Annotated in this window: 12 protein-coding genes; 5 read left to right on the top strand and 7 right to left on the bottom strand. The window is 70.3% G+C overall.

Going from position 1 to position 15,881, the window contains the following annotated elements:
• Window positions 1-181 precede the first annotated feature (181 nt).
• From glpK to ACM2XV_RS06050, 3 genes are all read right to left on the bottom strand, one after another.
• Window positions 182-1,696: a glycerol kinase GlpK gene (gene glpK / locus ACM2XV_RS06060; RefSeq protein ID WP_487026274.1), complete on the bottom strand. Its 1,515-nt coding sequence runs from the start codon at window positions 1,694-1,696 to the stop codon at window positions 182-184.
• An 81-nt stretch (window positions 1,697-1,777) separates the two neighbouring features.
• On the bottom strand, window positions 1,778-2,527 hold the full coding sequence (locus ACM2XV_RS06055) for an MIP/aquaporin family protein (protein ID WP_344777245.1): 750 nt from the start codon (window positions 2,525-2,527) through the stop codon (window positions 1,778-1,780).
• 206 nt (window positions 2,528-2,733) lie between these two features.
• The gene (locus tag ACM2XV_RS06050) at window positions 2,734-4,512 is read right to left on the bottom strand and encodes a glycerol-3-phosphate dehydrogenase/oxidase (protein ID WP_487026273.1); all 1,779 of its coding nucleotides are present in this window, start codon (window positions 4,510-4,512) and stop codon (window positions 2,734-2,736) included.
• A 47-nt stretch (window positions 4,513-4,559) separates the two neighbouring features.
• On the opposite strand from ACM2XV_RS06050, the gene ACM2XV_RS06045 reads away from it, so the two are divergent.
• The 3 genes from ACM2XV_RS06045 to ACM2XV_RS06035 all read left to right on the top strand — a co-directional run bounded on the left by ACM2XV_RS06045 (window position 4,560) and on the right by ACM2XV_RS06035 (window position 7,704).
• Window positions 4,560-5,522, top strand: a complete 963-nt coding sequence (locus ACM2XV_RS06045) for a sugar-binding transcriptional regulator (RefSeq protein WP_487026272.1) — start codon at window positions 4,560-4,562, stop codon at window positions 5,520-5,522.
• A 287-nt stretch (window positions 5,523-5,809) separates the two neighbouring features.
• The gene (locus ACM2XV_RS06040) at window positions 5,810-6,460 is read left to right on the top strand and encodes a GntR family transcriptional regulator (RefSeq protein ID WP_487026271.1); all 651 of its coding nucleotides are present in this window, start codon (window positions 5,810-5,812) and stop codon (window positions 6,458-6,460) included.
• Window positions 6,457-7,704, top strand: coding sequence for an MFS transporter (locus ACM2XV_RS06035; protein WP_487026270.1), 1,248 nt, complete (start codon window positions 6,457-6,459; stop codon window positions 7,702-7,704). Before ACM2XV_RS06040 ends, ACM2XV_RS06035 begins: the two co-directional genes overlap by 4 nt.
• 18 nt (window positions 7,705-7,722) lie before the next feature.
• On the opposite strand, the gene ACM2XV_RS06030 is transcribed toward ACM2XV_RS06035, so the two are convergent.
• Window positions 7,723-9,231, bottom strand: a complete 1,509-nt coding sequence (locus ACM2XV_RS06030; protein WP_487026269.1) for a CoA-acylating methylmalonate-semialdehyde dehydrogenase — start codon at window positions 9,229-9,231, stop codon at window positions 7,723-7,725.
• Between the two features lie 91 nt (window positions 9,232-9,322).
• On the opposite strand from ACM2XV_RS06030, the gene ACM2XV_RS06025 reads away from it, so the two are divergent.
• Together ACM2XV_RS06025 and ACM2XV_RS06020 are read left to right on the top strand one after the other, a co-directional pair.
• Window positions 9,323-9,664, top strand: a complete 342-nt coding sequence (locus ACM2XV_RS06025; RefSeq protein ID WP_487026268.1) for a carboxymuconolactone decarboxylase family protein — start codon at window positions 9,323-9,325, stop codon at window positions 9,662-9,664.
• 123 nt (window positions 9,665-9,787) lie between these two features.
• Window positions 9,788-13,150 carry a S8 family peptidase gene (locus ACM2XV_RS06020; RefSeq protein WP_487026267.1) on the top strand — a complete coding sequence of 1,121 codons (3,363 nt, stop codon included), beginning with the start codon at window positions 9,788-9,790 and terminating at the stop codon, window positions 13,148-13,150.
• A 352-nt stretch (window positions 13,151-13,502) separates the two neighbouring features.
• Here ACM2XV_RS06020 and ACM2XV_RS06015 read toward each other — a convergent pair whose 3' ends face one another.
• From ACM2XV_RS06015 to ACM2XV_RS06005, 3 genes are all read right to left on the bottom strand, one after another.
• Complete coding sequence (locus ACM2XV_RS06015; protein WP_487026266.1) at window positions 13,503-14,417, bottom strand: hypothetical protein; 915 nt, start codon at window positions 14,415-14,417, stop codon at window positions 13,503-13,505.
• A 94-nt stretch (window positions 14,418-14,511) separates the two neighbouring features.
• Window positions 14,512-15,069, bottom strand: a complete 558-nt coding sequence (locus tag ACM2XV_RS06010; RefSeq protein WP_344776549.1) for a DUF2127 domain-containing protein — start codon at window positions 15,067-15,069, stop codon at window positions 14,512-14,514.
• A gap of 292 nt (window positions 15,070-15,361) precedes the next feature.
• Window positions 15,362-15,881 (bottom strand): DUF1731 domain-containing protein (locus tag ACM2XV_RS06005; protein WP_487026265.1); only part of this gene is annotated, 520 nt, incomplete at its 5' end.

Below are 15,881 nucleotides of genomic sequence, written 5' to 3'. Positions count from 1 at the left end.
CTGCCGTCGAGCGACTGGCCGGCCGACGACGCGGTGCGCAACGCGCTGCGCGAGGCCGCCCGGAACATCTCGAGGGAGCTCGGCGCGACCCGCTGGCCGAACTAGTTCCCGTTCCGGACGCGTGCGCCCGCGGCCGCGGGCGCAGCTGACCGGAACGGGAACTAGTCGCTGCAGGTGCGGGCTACTTCACGTCCTCGTCGACCCAGTCGAAGGTCTTCGTGACGGCCTTCTTCCACTGGCGCAGCTGACGCTCGCGCTCCTCGGCGTCGAGCTGCGGCTCCCAGCGCTTGTCCTCCTGCCAGTTGGCGCGCAGGTCGTCGAGATTCGACCAGAACCCGACCGCGAGCCCTGCGGCATAGGCGGCGCCGAGCGCGGTCGTCTCGGCGACAACCGGGCGCACGACGGGCACGCCGAGGATGTCGGCCTGGAACTGCATCAGGAGGTCGTTCTGCGTCATGCCGCCGTCGACCTTGAGCTCTTCGAGGTCGACGCCCGAGTCGGCGTTGACCGCGTCGAGCACCTCGCGGGTCTGGAAGGCGGTCGCCTCGAGCACGGCGCGCGCGATGTGCCCCTTGTTGACGAAGCGGGTGAGGCCGACGAGCGCACCGCGGGCGTCCGAGCGCCAGTACGGCGCGAACAGACCGGAGAAGGCCGGCACGAAGTACGCCCCGCCGTTGTCGTCGACGGTCGCGGCGAGCTGCTCGATCTCGGGGGCGGAGGAGATGATGCCCAGGTTGTCGCGCAGCCACTGCACGAGCGATCCGGTGACCGCGATCGAGCCCTCGAGCGCGTAGTGCGGCTTCTCGTCGCCCAGGCGATAGCCGACGGTCGTGAGCAGCCCGTTCTTCGAGCGCACGATCTCTTCGCCGGTCTGGAAGATCAGGAAGTTGCCGGTGCCGTAGGTGTTCTTCGACTCGCCGGGCGTGAACGCCGCCTGGCCGAAGGTCGCCGCCTGCTGGTCGCCCAGGATGCCGGCGATCGGCACCTCGCGCAGCAGGCTCGACGACTCGACCTGGCCGTAGACCTCCGACGAGCTCCTGATCTGGGGCAGCATCGAGCGCGGCACGCCGAACACCTCGAGGATGTCGTCGCGCCAGTCGAGCGTCTCGAGGTCCATGAACAGGGTGCGCGAGGCGTTCGTGACGTCGGTCACGTGCACCCCGCCGTCGACGCCCCCTGTCAGGTTCCACAGCACCCAGGCATCCGTGTTGCCGAACAGCAGGTCGCCCGCCTCGGCCTTCTCGCGCGCGCCCTCGACGTTGTCGAGGATCCACTTGATCTTGGTGCCCGAGAAGTAGGTCGCGAGCGGCAGGCCCACGATCTCCTTGAAACGATCGAGGCCGCCGTCGCCGGCGAGCTCATCGACGATGTTCTGCGTGCGGGTGTCCTGCCAGACGATGGCGTTGTAGACGGGCTTGCCCGTGTTCTTGTCCCACACGACCGCGGTCTCACGCTGGTTGGTGATGCCGACCGCCGCGATGTCGTGCCGGGTGATGTCGGCGCGCGAGAGCGCCATGCCGATCACCTCGCGCGTGTTGTTCCAGATCTCGAGCGGGTCGTGCTCGACCCAGCCCGCGCGCGGGAAGATCTGCTTGTGCTCGAGCTGGCCGGTCGAGACGATCGACCCCTTCTTGTCGAACACGATGGCGCGCGTGCTCGTGGTGCCCTGGTCGATGGCGATGACGTAGTCGCTCATGTGGGATTGACTCCTTTGTCTGGTGTGACTTCGTTGACGTTGACGGCGGATGCCTGAGCCGGCCGCCTGAGAGGGGGTGCGCTACTTCCCGAGCGCCGGAAGCAGGACGATCGAGAGCCACCCGGCGAGCAGGCCGCCGATGACGGGGCCCACGACGGGGACCCAGGCGTAGCTCCAGTTGCTGCTGCCCTTGCCCGGGATCGGCAGGATCGCGTGGATGATGCGGGGGCCGAGGTCACGAGCCGGGTTGATCGCATACCCCGTGGGGCCGCCGAGCGACGCGCCGATGCCGACGACGAGCAGCGCGACGGGCAGGGCGCCGAGGGCGGCCAGGCCGCCACCCGCGGTGTTGTGGCCGAAGGCGATGACGACGAAGACCAGCACGAAGGTGGCGATGACCTCGGTGACGACGTTCCACGCGTAGTTGCGGATGCCGGGGCCGGTCGAGAAGACCGCCAGCTTGTTGGCCGGGTCCTGCTCGAGCTCGTCGAAGTGCTTCTTGTATGCCAGCCAGCAGAGCACGGCGCCGATCATCGCGCCGATCATCTGGCCCAGGATGAACACGATGACCGACAGCGGGGTCACGTCGACCACCGCCCCCGGATTGCCGAAGGTCTTCGCGCCGCTCGCGACCAGGCCCAGCGTCACCGCCGGGTTGAGGTGCGCGCCGGAGGCGTACGCGGCCTCGACACCGGCGAAAACCGCGAGGCCCCAGCCGAAGTTGATCATCAGCGCGCCGCCGTTGAAGCCGTTCGTCTTGATGAGCACGACGTTGGCGACGACGCCCGTGCCCAGAAGCAGGAGCAGCGCCGTGCCGACGATCTCCGCCATGAAATCGATACCCAGATTGTCCACGTTGACCTTCCTCGGTGTTCTTGCCCGGCGGAGCCGGCGTGACGGCCCGGCGCGACGACTGTGTCGCGGGCCGCTGTTGGCACGCTAGCCAGGCCTTCGCGCACTCTTCAAGAACCGGCGGGTGCACATTCGTGCAATCTGCCGACTCTTCGGCCATGGCGAAGGCCGTTCGGGGCGCCTGGTCACGCGGCGGCGAGCCCGAGGTCGACGCCGTGCTGCTCGTACAGCTGCGTCGCGGCATCCTTCAGCTCGTCGTCGCGCCGCGCCTCGTCCCAGCCGAGCTCGGCGGCGACCACGCTCGCGATCTCGGTGACGCCCTCACCCGTCGCAAGACCGCGGAAGGCGATGCTCGTGCGCCGGGTCAGCACGTCGATGAGGTGCACGACCTGCTCCTCACGGGCGATGAAGGCGATCTCACCGCGGCTGTAGCCGGGCACCGACGCGAGCGGCTCATCCTCGGCGCCGACGGCCTCGATGATGCGCGCGGCCTTGGTGCCGTAGCGGTTGAGCAGCACCCGCGCGCGCTCGGCGCCGACGCCGCCCGCGTGCTCCGCACCCCAGGCCGCCTTGCCCTCTGGGGTCGTCGGGTAGTCGACGCCTCCGCCGATCGCGACGCCCTCGGTCGACCGACGCCGCGAGCGCCCGAGGCGGGCGAGCGTCTCGTCGGCGAGCTGCTGGCCGAGCGCGCGGAACGTCGTCCACTTGCCACCGACGAGGCTGAGGACCTTCGTGCCGCCGAGGCCGGGGATCGGGGAATCCACGATCCGGTAGTCGCGCGAGACGAAGCCGGGCTGCGTGTCGTCGTGTCGCGGCAGCGGCCGCACGCCGACGAAGCGGTAGATGATCTGCGAGCGGTCCACGGGGACGGACGGGAACACGTCCTTCACGAGGTCGAAGAAGTAGTCGATCTCGTCCTCGGTGACCTCGATCGGCTGTGTCATGTCCTGCTCGAGGTCGGTCGTGCCGATGATCACCTTGCCGTGCAGCGGGTAGACGAGCACGATGCGGCCGTCGCGGTGCTCGAAGAACAGCTCGCGGCCGGCGCAGGCGCGGAACAGCTCGGGGTTGTCGACGACGATGTGCGAGCCCTTCGTGCCGCCCATGAAGCGGGTGTCGGCGCCGAGCGCCTGGTTGGTCAGGTCGGTCCACGGGCCCGACGCGTTGACCACGACGTCTGCGGTGAAGTCGAACTGCTCGCCAGAGACGTTGTCGCGCAGCTGCACCTTGCCGTCGGCGGCGCCGGTGGCCTCGACGTAGTTCACGGCGCGGGCGCGCTCGCCGCCCGCCGTGACGCCGTCGAGCAGCACGTCGAGCGCGAGCCGCTCGGGGTTCACGAGCGAGCCGTCGTAGTAGGTCGCCGTGTACTTGACGTTCGGGTTGAGCTTGGGCAGCGCCTTGAGCGAGGCGCGCTTGCCGATGAAGCGGTGGCGCGGCACGACGCCGCCCCCGCGCGAGAACGAGTCGTAGATCGTCAGGCCGACCTTGATGAGCGCGGCGCCGCGCTCCTTGGGCTTGCCCTGCCTGTGGGTCAGCATCCGCAATGGCGCGGAGGTGATGCCCGAGAAGGTCGAGAAGATCGGGATCGTGGTGGGCAGCGGCTTCACGTAGTGCGGCGCGATGCGCAGCAGCCCGTTGCGCTCGTTCACGGATTCCTTGACGAGGCGGAACTCGCCGTTCTCGAGGTAGCGGATGCCGCCGTGGATCATGTGCGAGCTCGCGGCGGATGCCCCAGAGGCCCAGTCGCTGCGCTCGATCAGCACCACGTCGACGCCCTGCATGGCGAGATCGCGGAAGGTGCCGATGCCGTTGATGCCGCCGCCGATGATGAGGACCTCGGCGTGCGGGCGGGCCTTCAGCGCGGCGAGCTGCGGGCGCTCGGCGGAGTGGGCGGGAGAAGAAATGCTGCTGTTCTCTGTCACGGATTCACCTCTGCTATCTACTGTGGCGACTGCTTGCAGCATTGGGCGAAGCAGGAGAGGCTATTTGCACAAACGTGCACAACCCGGAGGTGCCCACGGACCGCAAGACACAGGAAGCGCTGACGGCCGCCAACCTGTACTACCTGCAGGACCTCACGATGGAGGCCATCGCCGACGAGATGCACACCTCGCGGTCATCCGTCTCGCGCCTGCTCAGCTATGCGCGCCAGTCGGGCCTCGTCACGATCACGGTCCGCTCGCCCGAGGAATCCGTGCCCTCTCTGCAGAAGGAGGTCGACGAGCGCTTCGGCATCGCGAGCCTGATCGTGCCCGTGCCCGCCAATGTCAGCGAGATCGACCGGCTCGAGCGCGTCGCCATCGTCGCGGCGCGCTCGCTCGATCGGTTCATCGACTCGAGCATGACGGTCGGCATCGCGTGGGGGACGACGATCAGCGCGGTCTCGCGCCACCTCGTGCCGCGCAAGCTGCACAGCGTCGAGATCGTGCAGCTCAACGGCGCCGGCAACCAATACACGACCGGCGTGGTCTACGCGAGCGAGCTGCTGCGCCGCTTCGGTGAGGCGTTCTCTGCCGTCACTCACGAGTTCCCCGTGCCCGCGCTGTTCGACCACCCGCGCACGCGCGAGCTGATGTGGCAGGAGCGCAGCATCCGGCACATCCTCGAGATCCAGCACCGCATGGAGGTCGCGGTGTTCGGGCTCGGCGCACCCTTCTCAGACGTGCCCGGCCACGTCTACTCGGGCGGCTACCTGAACGCCGCCGACTACAAGGCGCTGGATGCCGCGAAGGTCGTCGGCGACATCGCGACGGTGTTCTTCCGCGAAGACGGCACCTGGAACGACATCCCCCTCAACCGCCGCGCGAGCGGGCCCGACGTCAGCCTCATCAAGCGCACCGCGCGGCGCGTGTGCATCGTCGCGGGGCGGTCGAAGGTGCGGAGCCTGCACGGCGCACTCAACGCGGGGCTGATCACCGACCTCATCATCGACGAGGCGACCGCCTTCGCTCTGCTGCAGGAGATCGGCGGCTGATCGCGCCCGCTGAGCGCGCCCTCTGAGCGCGCCGGAATCATGCGGATGCATGGTTGTGCGACATTTGTCGCAATACCCCCTTTTCTGGGGCCAGCTCCTCCCGTACCCTGAAGGTGCCGTGTCGGATGGCTCGTCGACTCCATGTGGGGAGGCAAGCGGCGACGCGTTCCCGATGCAGGCGTGCAAGGGGCCTGGTGGAAGGTGTTCGGGTCACCTTCCCCCAGGCCCTTCTCTTGTGCTCGCGCACCTTTGCACGCGTCGTTGCATGCAAGGCGTAGACTCGAGGGATGAGCGCTGCTTCCCCCGCCCCAGACCCCGGCTCCGCCGCCGATCGGGCATACGAGTACACGAAGGACGCGATCATCCGCGGCGAGCTCGAATCGGGCGCGATGATCAGCGAGAGCCTCGTCTGCCAGGCACTCGGCATCAGCCGCACCCCCGTGCACGAGGCGTTCCTCAGGCTCGACACCGAGGGCTTCCTGACGCTGGCGTCGCGCAAGGGCGCGATCGTGCGCCCGATGTCGCCGCAGGAGTCGCTCGATGTGCTCGAGATGCGCGAGGCGGTGGAATCCTCCGCCGCCGCGCGCGTGATCGCCGAGGGCCGCTCCGCCGAGCTGAGCGAGACCCTGCAGTCCCTGCTCACCCAGCAGGAAGAGGCGCTGCAGGCGGGCGACCTCGACCGCTACGCCACCGCCGACGACGACTTCCACACCGCGGTCGTCGCCGCGTCCCGGAATCCGATCGCCATCCACTTCGCCCGCATGCTGCACGACCGGCAGCACCGGCTGCGACACCAGCTCTACCGCGTCGCGCCCGAGCAGATCGAGACCGGCCTCGCCCAGCACCGCCGCATGGCCGAGGCGCTGGCCGCAGGCGACGCCGCGGCGTACCGCACGGCGCTCTTCGAACACGTGTCGCTGCATCGGGGCGCGCTGTGAGCACGGGAGTCATCGACGTCACCTCGGCGGCGCACGCGGATGCCGCGCCGGCGCGGCGCCGGCGCGCCTGGCTCGCGCTGTGGGGCGCCGTGCTCGTGTGCTCGTGGGGCGGCAACCAGTTCAGCCCGCTGCTCCTGATGTACGAGAACCGCGACCACTACTCGGCGCTCACGGTGAACGCCTTCCTCGGCGTCTACGTTCTCGGGCTCGCCCCCGCGCTGCTCGTCTCGGGATCGCTCTCTGACCGGCACGGGCGCCGACCCGTCATGCTCGTGGGCCTCGCGGCGGCGATCGCGGGAAGCGCGCTGCTCGCGTTCGGGCCGTTGGGCGCGGGATTCCTCGCCGCCGGCCGCCTGCTCTCAGGGGTGACTGTGGGCGTGGCGATGGCGGTCGGCAACGCCTGGATCAAGGAGCTCTCGAGCCCGCCCTACGACGGCGCGGATGCCGGCGCGGGGGCCCGGCGCGGGTCACTCGCCTTCACGGTCGGCTCGGGCGGCGGCGCCGTGGTCGCGGGGCTCCTCGCCCAGTGGGGCCCGCTGCCCGAGGTGCTGCCCTTCCTGCTGCACATCGCGGCGTGTCTGCCGTTCGTCTTCATCGTCGCCCGCCTTCCCGAGACGCAGCGCGCCGGCGGGCTGCCCGGGCCGTGGTGGCGGCAGCTCGCGATTCCGAGCGCGGGGCACCGCCGGTTCCTGCGCGTCGTCGCGATCGCCGCGCCGTGGATCTTCGCCGCGGCCGGCATCGGCTACGGCTACCTTCCGACGGCGCTGCGCACGGCGACCGGCTCGTGGGGGCTGGTCTTCGCCACCGCCGCGACCGCGGTCGCCCTCGGGGTGTCGAGCCTCATGCAGCCGATCGCGAAGCGCCTGCATTCCGTCGACTCCGCCCGCGGGCTCGCGAGCGCGGTCGGCCTCATCGTGATCGGGATCGCGGCCGTCGGCGTGGCCATCTGGCAGCAGTCCATCTGGATCGGCCTTGCGGCGAACCTCGTGCTCGGCGCCGGCATCGGGGTCGCGCTCGTGTCGGGGCTGCTCGAGGTGCAGGCGATCGCCGGCGCGAAGGACCTCGCGGGCCTCACCGGCGTCTTCTATGCGATCGCGTACGTGGGATTCCTCGCACCGGCCGTCATCGCCGCGATCGCGGCCGTCGCGCCCGCCCTCGCGATCCTCGCCGTCGTCGTCGCGCTCGGCCTCGCGAGCTGGGTCATGATCGCGGCCGCGTCGCGGAAGCACCTGCCCACGCACTGACAGCCTGCGCGGCGCGACTCAGTTCTGCGGGAAGCCGAGGTTGATGCCGCCGTGGCTCGGGTCGAGCCAGCGGCTGGTGACGGCCTTGAGCTGGGTGAAGAACTTCACGCCCTCTGCCCCGTGCGCCTTCGTGTCGCCGAACAGCGAGTCCTTCCAACCGCCGAACGAGAAGGTCGCAACCGGCACCGGGATCGGCACGTTGATGCCGATCATGCCGACCTGCACCTCGCGCTGGAAGCGCCGTGCCGCGCCGCCGTCGTTCGTGAAGATCGCCGTGCCGTTGCCGAAGGCGCCCGAGTTGATCAGCTCGACGCCCGCCTCATAGCTCGACACGCGCACGACCGACAGCACCGGGCCGAAGATCTCCTCCCGATAGACGCGAGAGCTCGTCGGGACCTTGTCGATGAGGGTCGGCCCGAGCCAGAATCCGCTCGCCTCGCCATCGACCTCGACGTCGCGGCCGTCCACGACGACGCTCGCCCCGTCGGCCACTGCGATGTCGATGTAGGAGGCCACCTTGTCGCGGTGCTCGCGCGTGACGAGCGGGCCCATGTCGCAGCCGCGGCGGCCGTCGCCGATCTTCAGCGTCGCGATGCGCTCGCTGATCTTCTCGACCAGGGCGTCGGCCACCGGCTCGACCGCCACGACGACCGAGATCGCCATGCACCGCTCCCCCGCAGAGCCGAACCCGGCGTTCACGGCGCTGTCTGCGGTGAGGTCGAGGTCGGCATCGGGCAGCACCAGCATGTGGTTCTTCGCCCCGCCGAGCGCCTGCACCCGCTTGCCGTTCCTCGTGCCGTTCTCATAGACGTAGCGCGCGATCGGCGTCGACCCGACGAACGAGATCGAACGCACGTCGGGGTGCTCGAGCAGCCCGTCGACCGCCACCTTGTCGCCGTTCAGCACGTTGAAGACCCCGTCGGGAAGGCCCGCCTCACGCCACAGCTGCGCGAGCCAGAGCGCGGCGCTCGGATCCTTCTCGCTGGGCTTCAGCACCACCGTGTTGCCCGCAGCGATCGCGATCGGGAAGAACCAGGCGGGCACCATCGCCGGGAAGTTGAACGGCGAGATGATGCCGACGACGCCGAGCGGCTGCCGGATCGAATAGACGTCGATGCCGGTGGATGCCTGCTCGCTGAACTCGCCCTTGAGATGATGCGCGAGACCGCACGCGAACTCCACGACCTCTTGACCGCGGCTGATCTCGCCGAGCGCGTCGGAGAGCACCTTGCCGTGCTCGCTCGTGATGATCTCGGCGAGCTCCTGCTTCCGCGCGTCGAGCAGCTCGCGGAACCGGAAGACCACCGCCTGCCGCCGGGCGAGCGAGGTGTCGGCCCATGCGGGGAACGCCGCCTTCGCACTCGCGACCGCCGCATCGACCTCGGCGCCGTCGGCGAGCGCGACCCGCTTCGTCGCGACGCCGAGAGCGGGGTCGTACACCGGCGCCGTGCGGCCGCTGCTCGACGCGTAGTCGGCTCCGTCGATCCAGTGCCCGACGATGGGCAGGGTGGCTTCAGCTTCCGTCATGAGACGAAGGTTACGACCTGGGACGTGACGGTTGCGTTTCGTGGGCGATGATCGTGAGGCATCCGTCATTCACCAACGTGCAGGAGACGACATGACCGGCTACCTCGACAGCGACGACAAGAAGTACACCCGCGTCTACAAGGAGCAGACGCCCGACATCCTCAAGGCGTTCGCCGACTTCGACAACGCCGTCTTCGCCGCAGAGGGGCGCGAGATCCCCCTCAAGTACCGCGAGCTGATCGCGCTCGGCGTCGCCCTAACGACGCAGTGCACGTATTGCATCGACGGGCACTCGAACAACGCGGTCAAGGCCGGCGCCACCGAGGCAGAGCTGGCGGAGGCCGCGTGGGTCGCCGCGGCGATCCGGGCGGGCGGGTCGTACGCGCACGGGCGCCTCGCGTTCAAGCTCACGGAGGGCGCGCACCAGCACTGACCGAAGCCGACACACAGCTGTTACACAACGGCGCCCCCGAATCCACTAGCGTCACTTCCCATCTGCGTGCCCCGCCTGGGGCACAACTCGGAACTCGCACCCGAGACCTAAGAGGAGAAGTGAATGAATCCACGGTCCGCACGCCGCTGGAGAACACTCGTGACCGGCGTGGCGTCATGCGCGGTCCTGGTGTCCCTCGGCATGTCCGCACCCGGCCTCGCGGCCACGGGCGCACCCGCGGCGCCCGTCGCCACCCCGCACGCGGACGCCGCGAAGCTGAAGCTCGCGCCTGAGCTGCAGTCGGCGCCCGGCACGAAGCGCAGCACGGTCTTCGTGCAGCTCTCGGGCGACGGAGCCGTCGATGCCGGCACGGCCGGAGCCGCGAAGACGCGGCGCAGCGACGTGAGCAAGGCGGCCGGGGCCGCGTTCGCCGCGGCGAAGGCGAAGGATGCCAAGGCCGCGCAGCTGTTCACCGTGAGCAACGCCGTTCCGGGCTTCGCCGTCACGGCCGACAGCGCCGGCATCGACGCCATCGCGGCGCGCACGGACGTCGTGAAGATCACGCCGCTCACGCCGAAGACGCTCGAGAACGCCAGCACCGCACAGCTCACCAAGGCGGTGAACGAGTGGCAGGCCGGCAACCTCGGCAAGAGCGTCAAGGTCGGCATCATCGACACCGGTGTCGACTACACGCACGCCGACTTCGGCGGCGCGGGCACTGTCGCCGCATGGGACGCCGCCCACGCCGACTCGGCCGGCGCATTCACCCCGACCGCGAAGGTCGTCGGCGGCTACGACTTCGTGGGCGACGACTACGACGCGAATCCGCAGAACGCGACCTATCAGCCGATTCCGCACCCCGACACGAACCCCCTCGACTGCAACAGCCACGGCACGCACGTCGCCGGCACGATCGGCGGCTACGGCGTGAACGCCGACGGCTCGACGTTCCGCGGGGACTACGGCTCGCTCACGAGCGACGACCTCTACGACATGAAGGTCGGCCCGGGCATGGCGCCGCTCGCGTCGCTGTACGCGCTCAAGGTGTTCGGCTGCGCCGGCTCGACCGACGAGGTCATTCCCGCGCTCGACTGGGCGCTCGACCCGAACGGCGACGGCGACTTCTCCGACCACCTCGACATCGTGAACATGTCGCTCGGCTCGGATTACGCGCCGGCCGACGACCCTGAGAACGCGGTCATCGACACCCTCGCCGCACACGGCGTGCTGCCCGTCATCGCGATGGGCAACGCGGGCGACATCACGGATGCCGGCGGGTCGCCGGGCAACGCGGTGCGCTCCGTCGCCGTCGCGTCGACCGTCGATGCGTACCAGCTTCGCGACGGCATCAAGGTGAACGCACCCGCGGACCTCGCGGGCACCGCCGACGGCCAGTTCTCGATCGCCTACCCGTGGCTCGGCTCGTCGCCGGTGACCGCGCAGGTGGTAGCGAGCCCCGCCGACAACGCCGACGGCTGCGCCGCCTACAGCGCGGCCGACGCGGCAGCCATCGCCGGCAAGATCGTCTGGCAGTACTGGGACGACAACGACTCGACCCGCGCCTGCGGCTCGGCTGCGCGCGGGGCCAATGCCGCCGCGGCCGGCGCTGTCGGGGCGATCTTCACCTCGCAGCTCGACGTCTTCGCGGCGGGCATCACGGGCGACCCGACGATCCCGATCATCCAGCTGCCGAAGGCCCAGACGGACCGACTTCAGCCGGCCGTCGACGCCGGAACGCTGAACGTGACGTTCGACCCGGCGCTGCAGGCATCCGTTCAGTCGGTCACGCCGGCCATCTCGGACACGCTCAGCTCCTTCAGCTCGCGCGGCACGCACGGATCGATCGGCGTCGTGAAGCCCGACCTGGCCGCCCCGGGCGACACCATCGCCTCGGCCGGAATGGGTTCGGGCAGCGGCGTGCTCGTCGACTCGGGCACCTCGATGGCCACCCCGAATGTCGCGGGCATCGCGGCCCTCGTCAAGGTCGCGCACCCGAAGTGGACGACCGAGCAGCTCAAGGCCGACCTGATGAACACGGCGGGCCACGACGTGTACGCGGGCGACGGTCAGACGGGCCCGATCTACGGACCCGCCCGCGTCGGTGCCGGGCGAGTGGACGCGGAGGCCGCCGTCGACAACGACTTGCTCGTCTACGACAAGGACACCGCCGGCGCGGTCTCTGCCTCGTTCGGTGTCATCGCGGCGCCGGTCACGAGCAAGACGGTCACGCAGAAGCGCACGCTCACGGTGCAGAACACGGGCCGGTCGGCCAAGACCGTCTCGCTCTCGTACGAGGCGATCACGGCCGAGCCCGGGGTGCGCTACACGGTGTCGCCGTCGCGTCTCACCGTCGGCGCAGGTCGCTCGGCGACCGCCACTGTCACGGTGACCGTCACGCCGAGCCAGCTGAAGAAGACGATCGACCCGACCCAGGACCCTGAGGCCGGGATCGGCGTGCCGCGCTCCTTCGTCTCCGATGCGTCGGGCCGCGTGCTCGTCGCCGAGGCCGGGAAGACGGCGCTGCGCGTTCCCGTCTACGCGGCGGCCAAGCCGACCTCGGCCACCTCGACCAAGGTCGTGACCTCGGGGAGGGGCTCGTCGGCGACGTCGTCGTTCGCGATCTCGGGCCGCGGCTTCGACCAGGGCTCGGGCATCGAGAAGTTCCAGTCGCTGGCATCCGTTCTCACGCTGGGCGCGACGAGCCCGCGCGAGTCGGCGTGCACCGACACGCAGACGAGCGGATGCCTCGGCGTGCCGTCGGACGGCGCGGGTGACCTGCGCTACGTCGGTGCCGGGTCGTCGCCCTCGGCGAGCGGTTCGTATGCGGACGGCTGGCTCTACTTCGGCGTGAACACGTGGGGCCAGGGGGCAACCATCGGCCACGACGTCGTCCCCTACGTCGACATCGACACGACCGGCGACGGCGTGCCCGACTACGAGGTGGCGGCGCTGTACTACGACTCGACCGACGTTCCCGTCGCCGAGCTGTTCGACTACGCCACCGGCGCACTGGTCGACATCGAGCCGATCAACGTGAACTGGGGCGACGTCGACACCAACGAGTACGACACCGACACCCTGCTGATTCCGGTGTGGCCGGCCGCGATCGGTGTGACGGACGACGCGACGTCGTTCCCGATCACCTACGCGGTCGGAACGGCGGGCAGCTACACGAGCGGCGACATCGACCGCTCGGCCGCCGTCACCTACGACGTCGTCGACCCGGCCGTGTCGGTGACCTCGCCGCTCTACGCCGACCAGGCCGGCACGTCGATCCCGTTCCGGCTCGGCGCGGACGCTACCTCGGCAACCAAGGCGCTCGTGCTGCACCTGCACGGCGCCCCGGGCAAGCGCGCCGAGGTGGTGAGCCTGAGCGGCGGCTCGCACAAGCCGACCCCGCCGGGCAAGAAGCACGGCAAGGGCTCGCTGCCGCCGCACAGCAAGTGGGGGTACCCGCACTTCGGTGGCGGCCACTCGCGCGGCTAGGTGATTCGCCGGCCGCCTGACACGATGGGCGGCCGGCGCGGCGGGCCTCGGACTCCAGGAGTCCGAGGCCCGTCGCCATGTGCCCGGCGCCGCGCCGAGACGACCCGTGATGAGGCATCCGGCACGGATTCGCGCATCTGGGGTCGTCTCGCCGCCGCAAGGCACCCCGAGACGACCCCAACCGCCGGAACCCCACCCCAGAACCACACTTCGGGTCGTCTCACCGCCGGAAGGCACCCCGAGACGACCCCAACCGCCGCAATCCCACCCCAGAACCGCACCTCGGGTCGTCTCGCGGCCCGGGACCAGGGGGGAGGATTTCTGTCGCGCCGGGCGCGGCCGCGGCATCCGCTCAGCCCCGCCAGCCGTTGGCGACGAGCGCCGCGCGCACCATGCGCTCGACGTCCTCGGCCGTGTGGTGCCGGCGAATGCGCACGATGGTCCAGCCGAGCCGCGACAGGGTGTTGAACCGGTCGACGTCGATGATCGACTGCGCGTCGGCGTGCCAGCGCTCGCCCTCGTACTCGACGAGGGTCATGTACTCGTCGTACACGAGGTCGCCGATCGCCACCCGCTTCCCGCGCGCGTCGTAGATGTCGCGATTCCGCGCCGGTTCGGGCAGCCCGGCGCGCAGCAGCACGAGTCGGACCCAGGTCTCCTTCGGCGACCACACGTTCTCGCGCAGCTGCGGCAGCGCTTCACGCAGCAGGCGGGCGCCCCGTCGGCCGCCGTGCGCGCGCACCACCTGCTCGAGTCGCTCACGAGAGGCGAGCCGCACCGGCTGGTCGGAGATGATTCGGTCACCGGCCTGGATCAGCTCGTCGAGCGTCAGCACCGTCGCAAGCTCGCACCACAGCTCGGCGGGCTCGCGAACCTCGTGCCCGTTGAAGTTCCGGGTCGCGGCGCCGGGTGCGCAGTGGCCCCGAACGTGTCTGCCGCGAGGGCGCAGCTTGGGTGTCGGCGCGCTGACGTGGACCTCGAGCACCTCGAGGCGCCGCGGAACGGGAATCCCCAGAATGCGCGCTGCGGTCGCGCCGCTGAAGAACCACCCCTTCGGCAGCGTCGCGCGGTAGGCCTGGCACAGGATCCAGAACTTCCGCTCGGGCGATGCCTCGCGAAGCAGCGCAAGCGGCACGCGCACCGCCCGGAACGTCGCCGTCAGGTCGCGAGCGCGCAGCCGCCCGCGTGGGATGCCGTGCGCATCGGCCTGGTGAACAGAGAACGGGGCCGCCTCAAGCGCAGGCGGCAGCGGCGTCGGATTTCGCATGCCGGCGAGTGTCGCCGAGCACCTCGGTGCACCCATGAGCGCCTGGGGCGAATCGTGCACAGGGTGGGCAGCTCGCGGTCTGTGCTGGGGAAGATCACTCCGTCTGCCCGCGGCGGAGCAGCCAGTCGACGGTTCCACGCGCGGTCTCGTGCAGGGTGCGGCCCCTGCGCCACTCGCGCCAGGTGAGCCAGATGATCACGGCGTCGAGCGCGGTGAGGATGCCCACGCCGGCCCCTGGAGCCGTGAACAGCTCATAGACCTGGAAGACCAGGAACAGCACCAGCACCAGGAGCGCCCAGGGGTACACGCGGCGCGAGCCGAGCAGGAGCGCGATGACGACCGCGAGCTTCACCGCGCCGTGCACCAGCAGGTAGGCGGCGAGGAAGGCCGCCGCCGCGGAATCGAGCTGCGCCGCCCCGTGCAGCGCGCTGGTGGCGATCAGGTCGCCCGGGTCCTGCGCGAGCTCGTGCGCGAACAGCGCTCGTGTGGCGCCGAGGATCTGCCCAGGGGTGACGAACAGCAGGACTGCTCCGGCAGCGAACTCGAACAGCCCGTCGATGCCTTTGACCACGACGCCGATCAGGAAGACGAGGTCGAGCAGGCGCTCGCGCACGGGAGTCACCCGGCGGGTGCCCGCCTCTGTCACGCTCATGGGCCCAGCGTGCGGCGGTGCCTCCAAGATCCGGCTCAGAATTGCCGTATGGGTCGTCTCGCGGCCGCGAGCCCCCGCGAAACGACGCCAAGCGCGGGAACACGCCCCTGATTCGGCACCACGAGTCGTCTCGCGGCCGCGAGCCCCCGCGAAACGACCCCACGTGCGGGAATACGCCCCTGATTCGGCACCACGGGTCGTCTCGCGGCCGCGAGCCCCCGCGAGACGACCCCAAGCGCGGGAATACGCCCCTGATTCGGCACCACGGGTCGTCTCGCGCGCGCCGACCGGGCTACGACGCGCGAAGCGCGGCGAGCGCGTCGGCGAGGGTGCGGTCGCGGAAGCGGAAACCGCTCTCGATCAGCTTCGCGGGGACCTGCAGCTGGTCGGCGAGCAGCAGCTCGCGCGCAGCGTCGCCGAGCGCGAGCGTGAGCAGGGAAGCCGGCGCCGGCAGCCAGTACGGGCGCTTCTCGTCGCGCGCGATCGCGCGCACCAGCTCGCCCGCCGTCGCCGGAGTGGGCCCGGCGAGATTCACCGGCCCCTCGAGCCCGTGGTCGATCAGGTGAACGAGGGCGGATGCCTCATCATGCAGGCTGATCCAGGGCCAGTGCTGCCGACCGCTGCCCAGGGGGCCGGCCACGCCGAGCCTCGCGAGCAGGCGCAGCGGCTTCACGGCGCCGCCGTCGCCGATGACCACCCCGGTGCGAGCGAGAGCCACGCGGGTGCCGGGCTGAGCCGCGGCGAGCGCGGCCGCCTCCCAGCTGCGGACCACATCGGCGAGGAATCCCTCGCCCTCCTGCGACACCTCGGTC

This window comes from Gryllotalpicola sp. CP2-P1, assembly GCF_057512245.1.
This window is presented reverse-complemented; position numbering and strand designations above follow the sequence as displayed.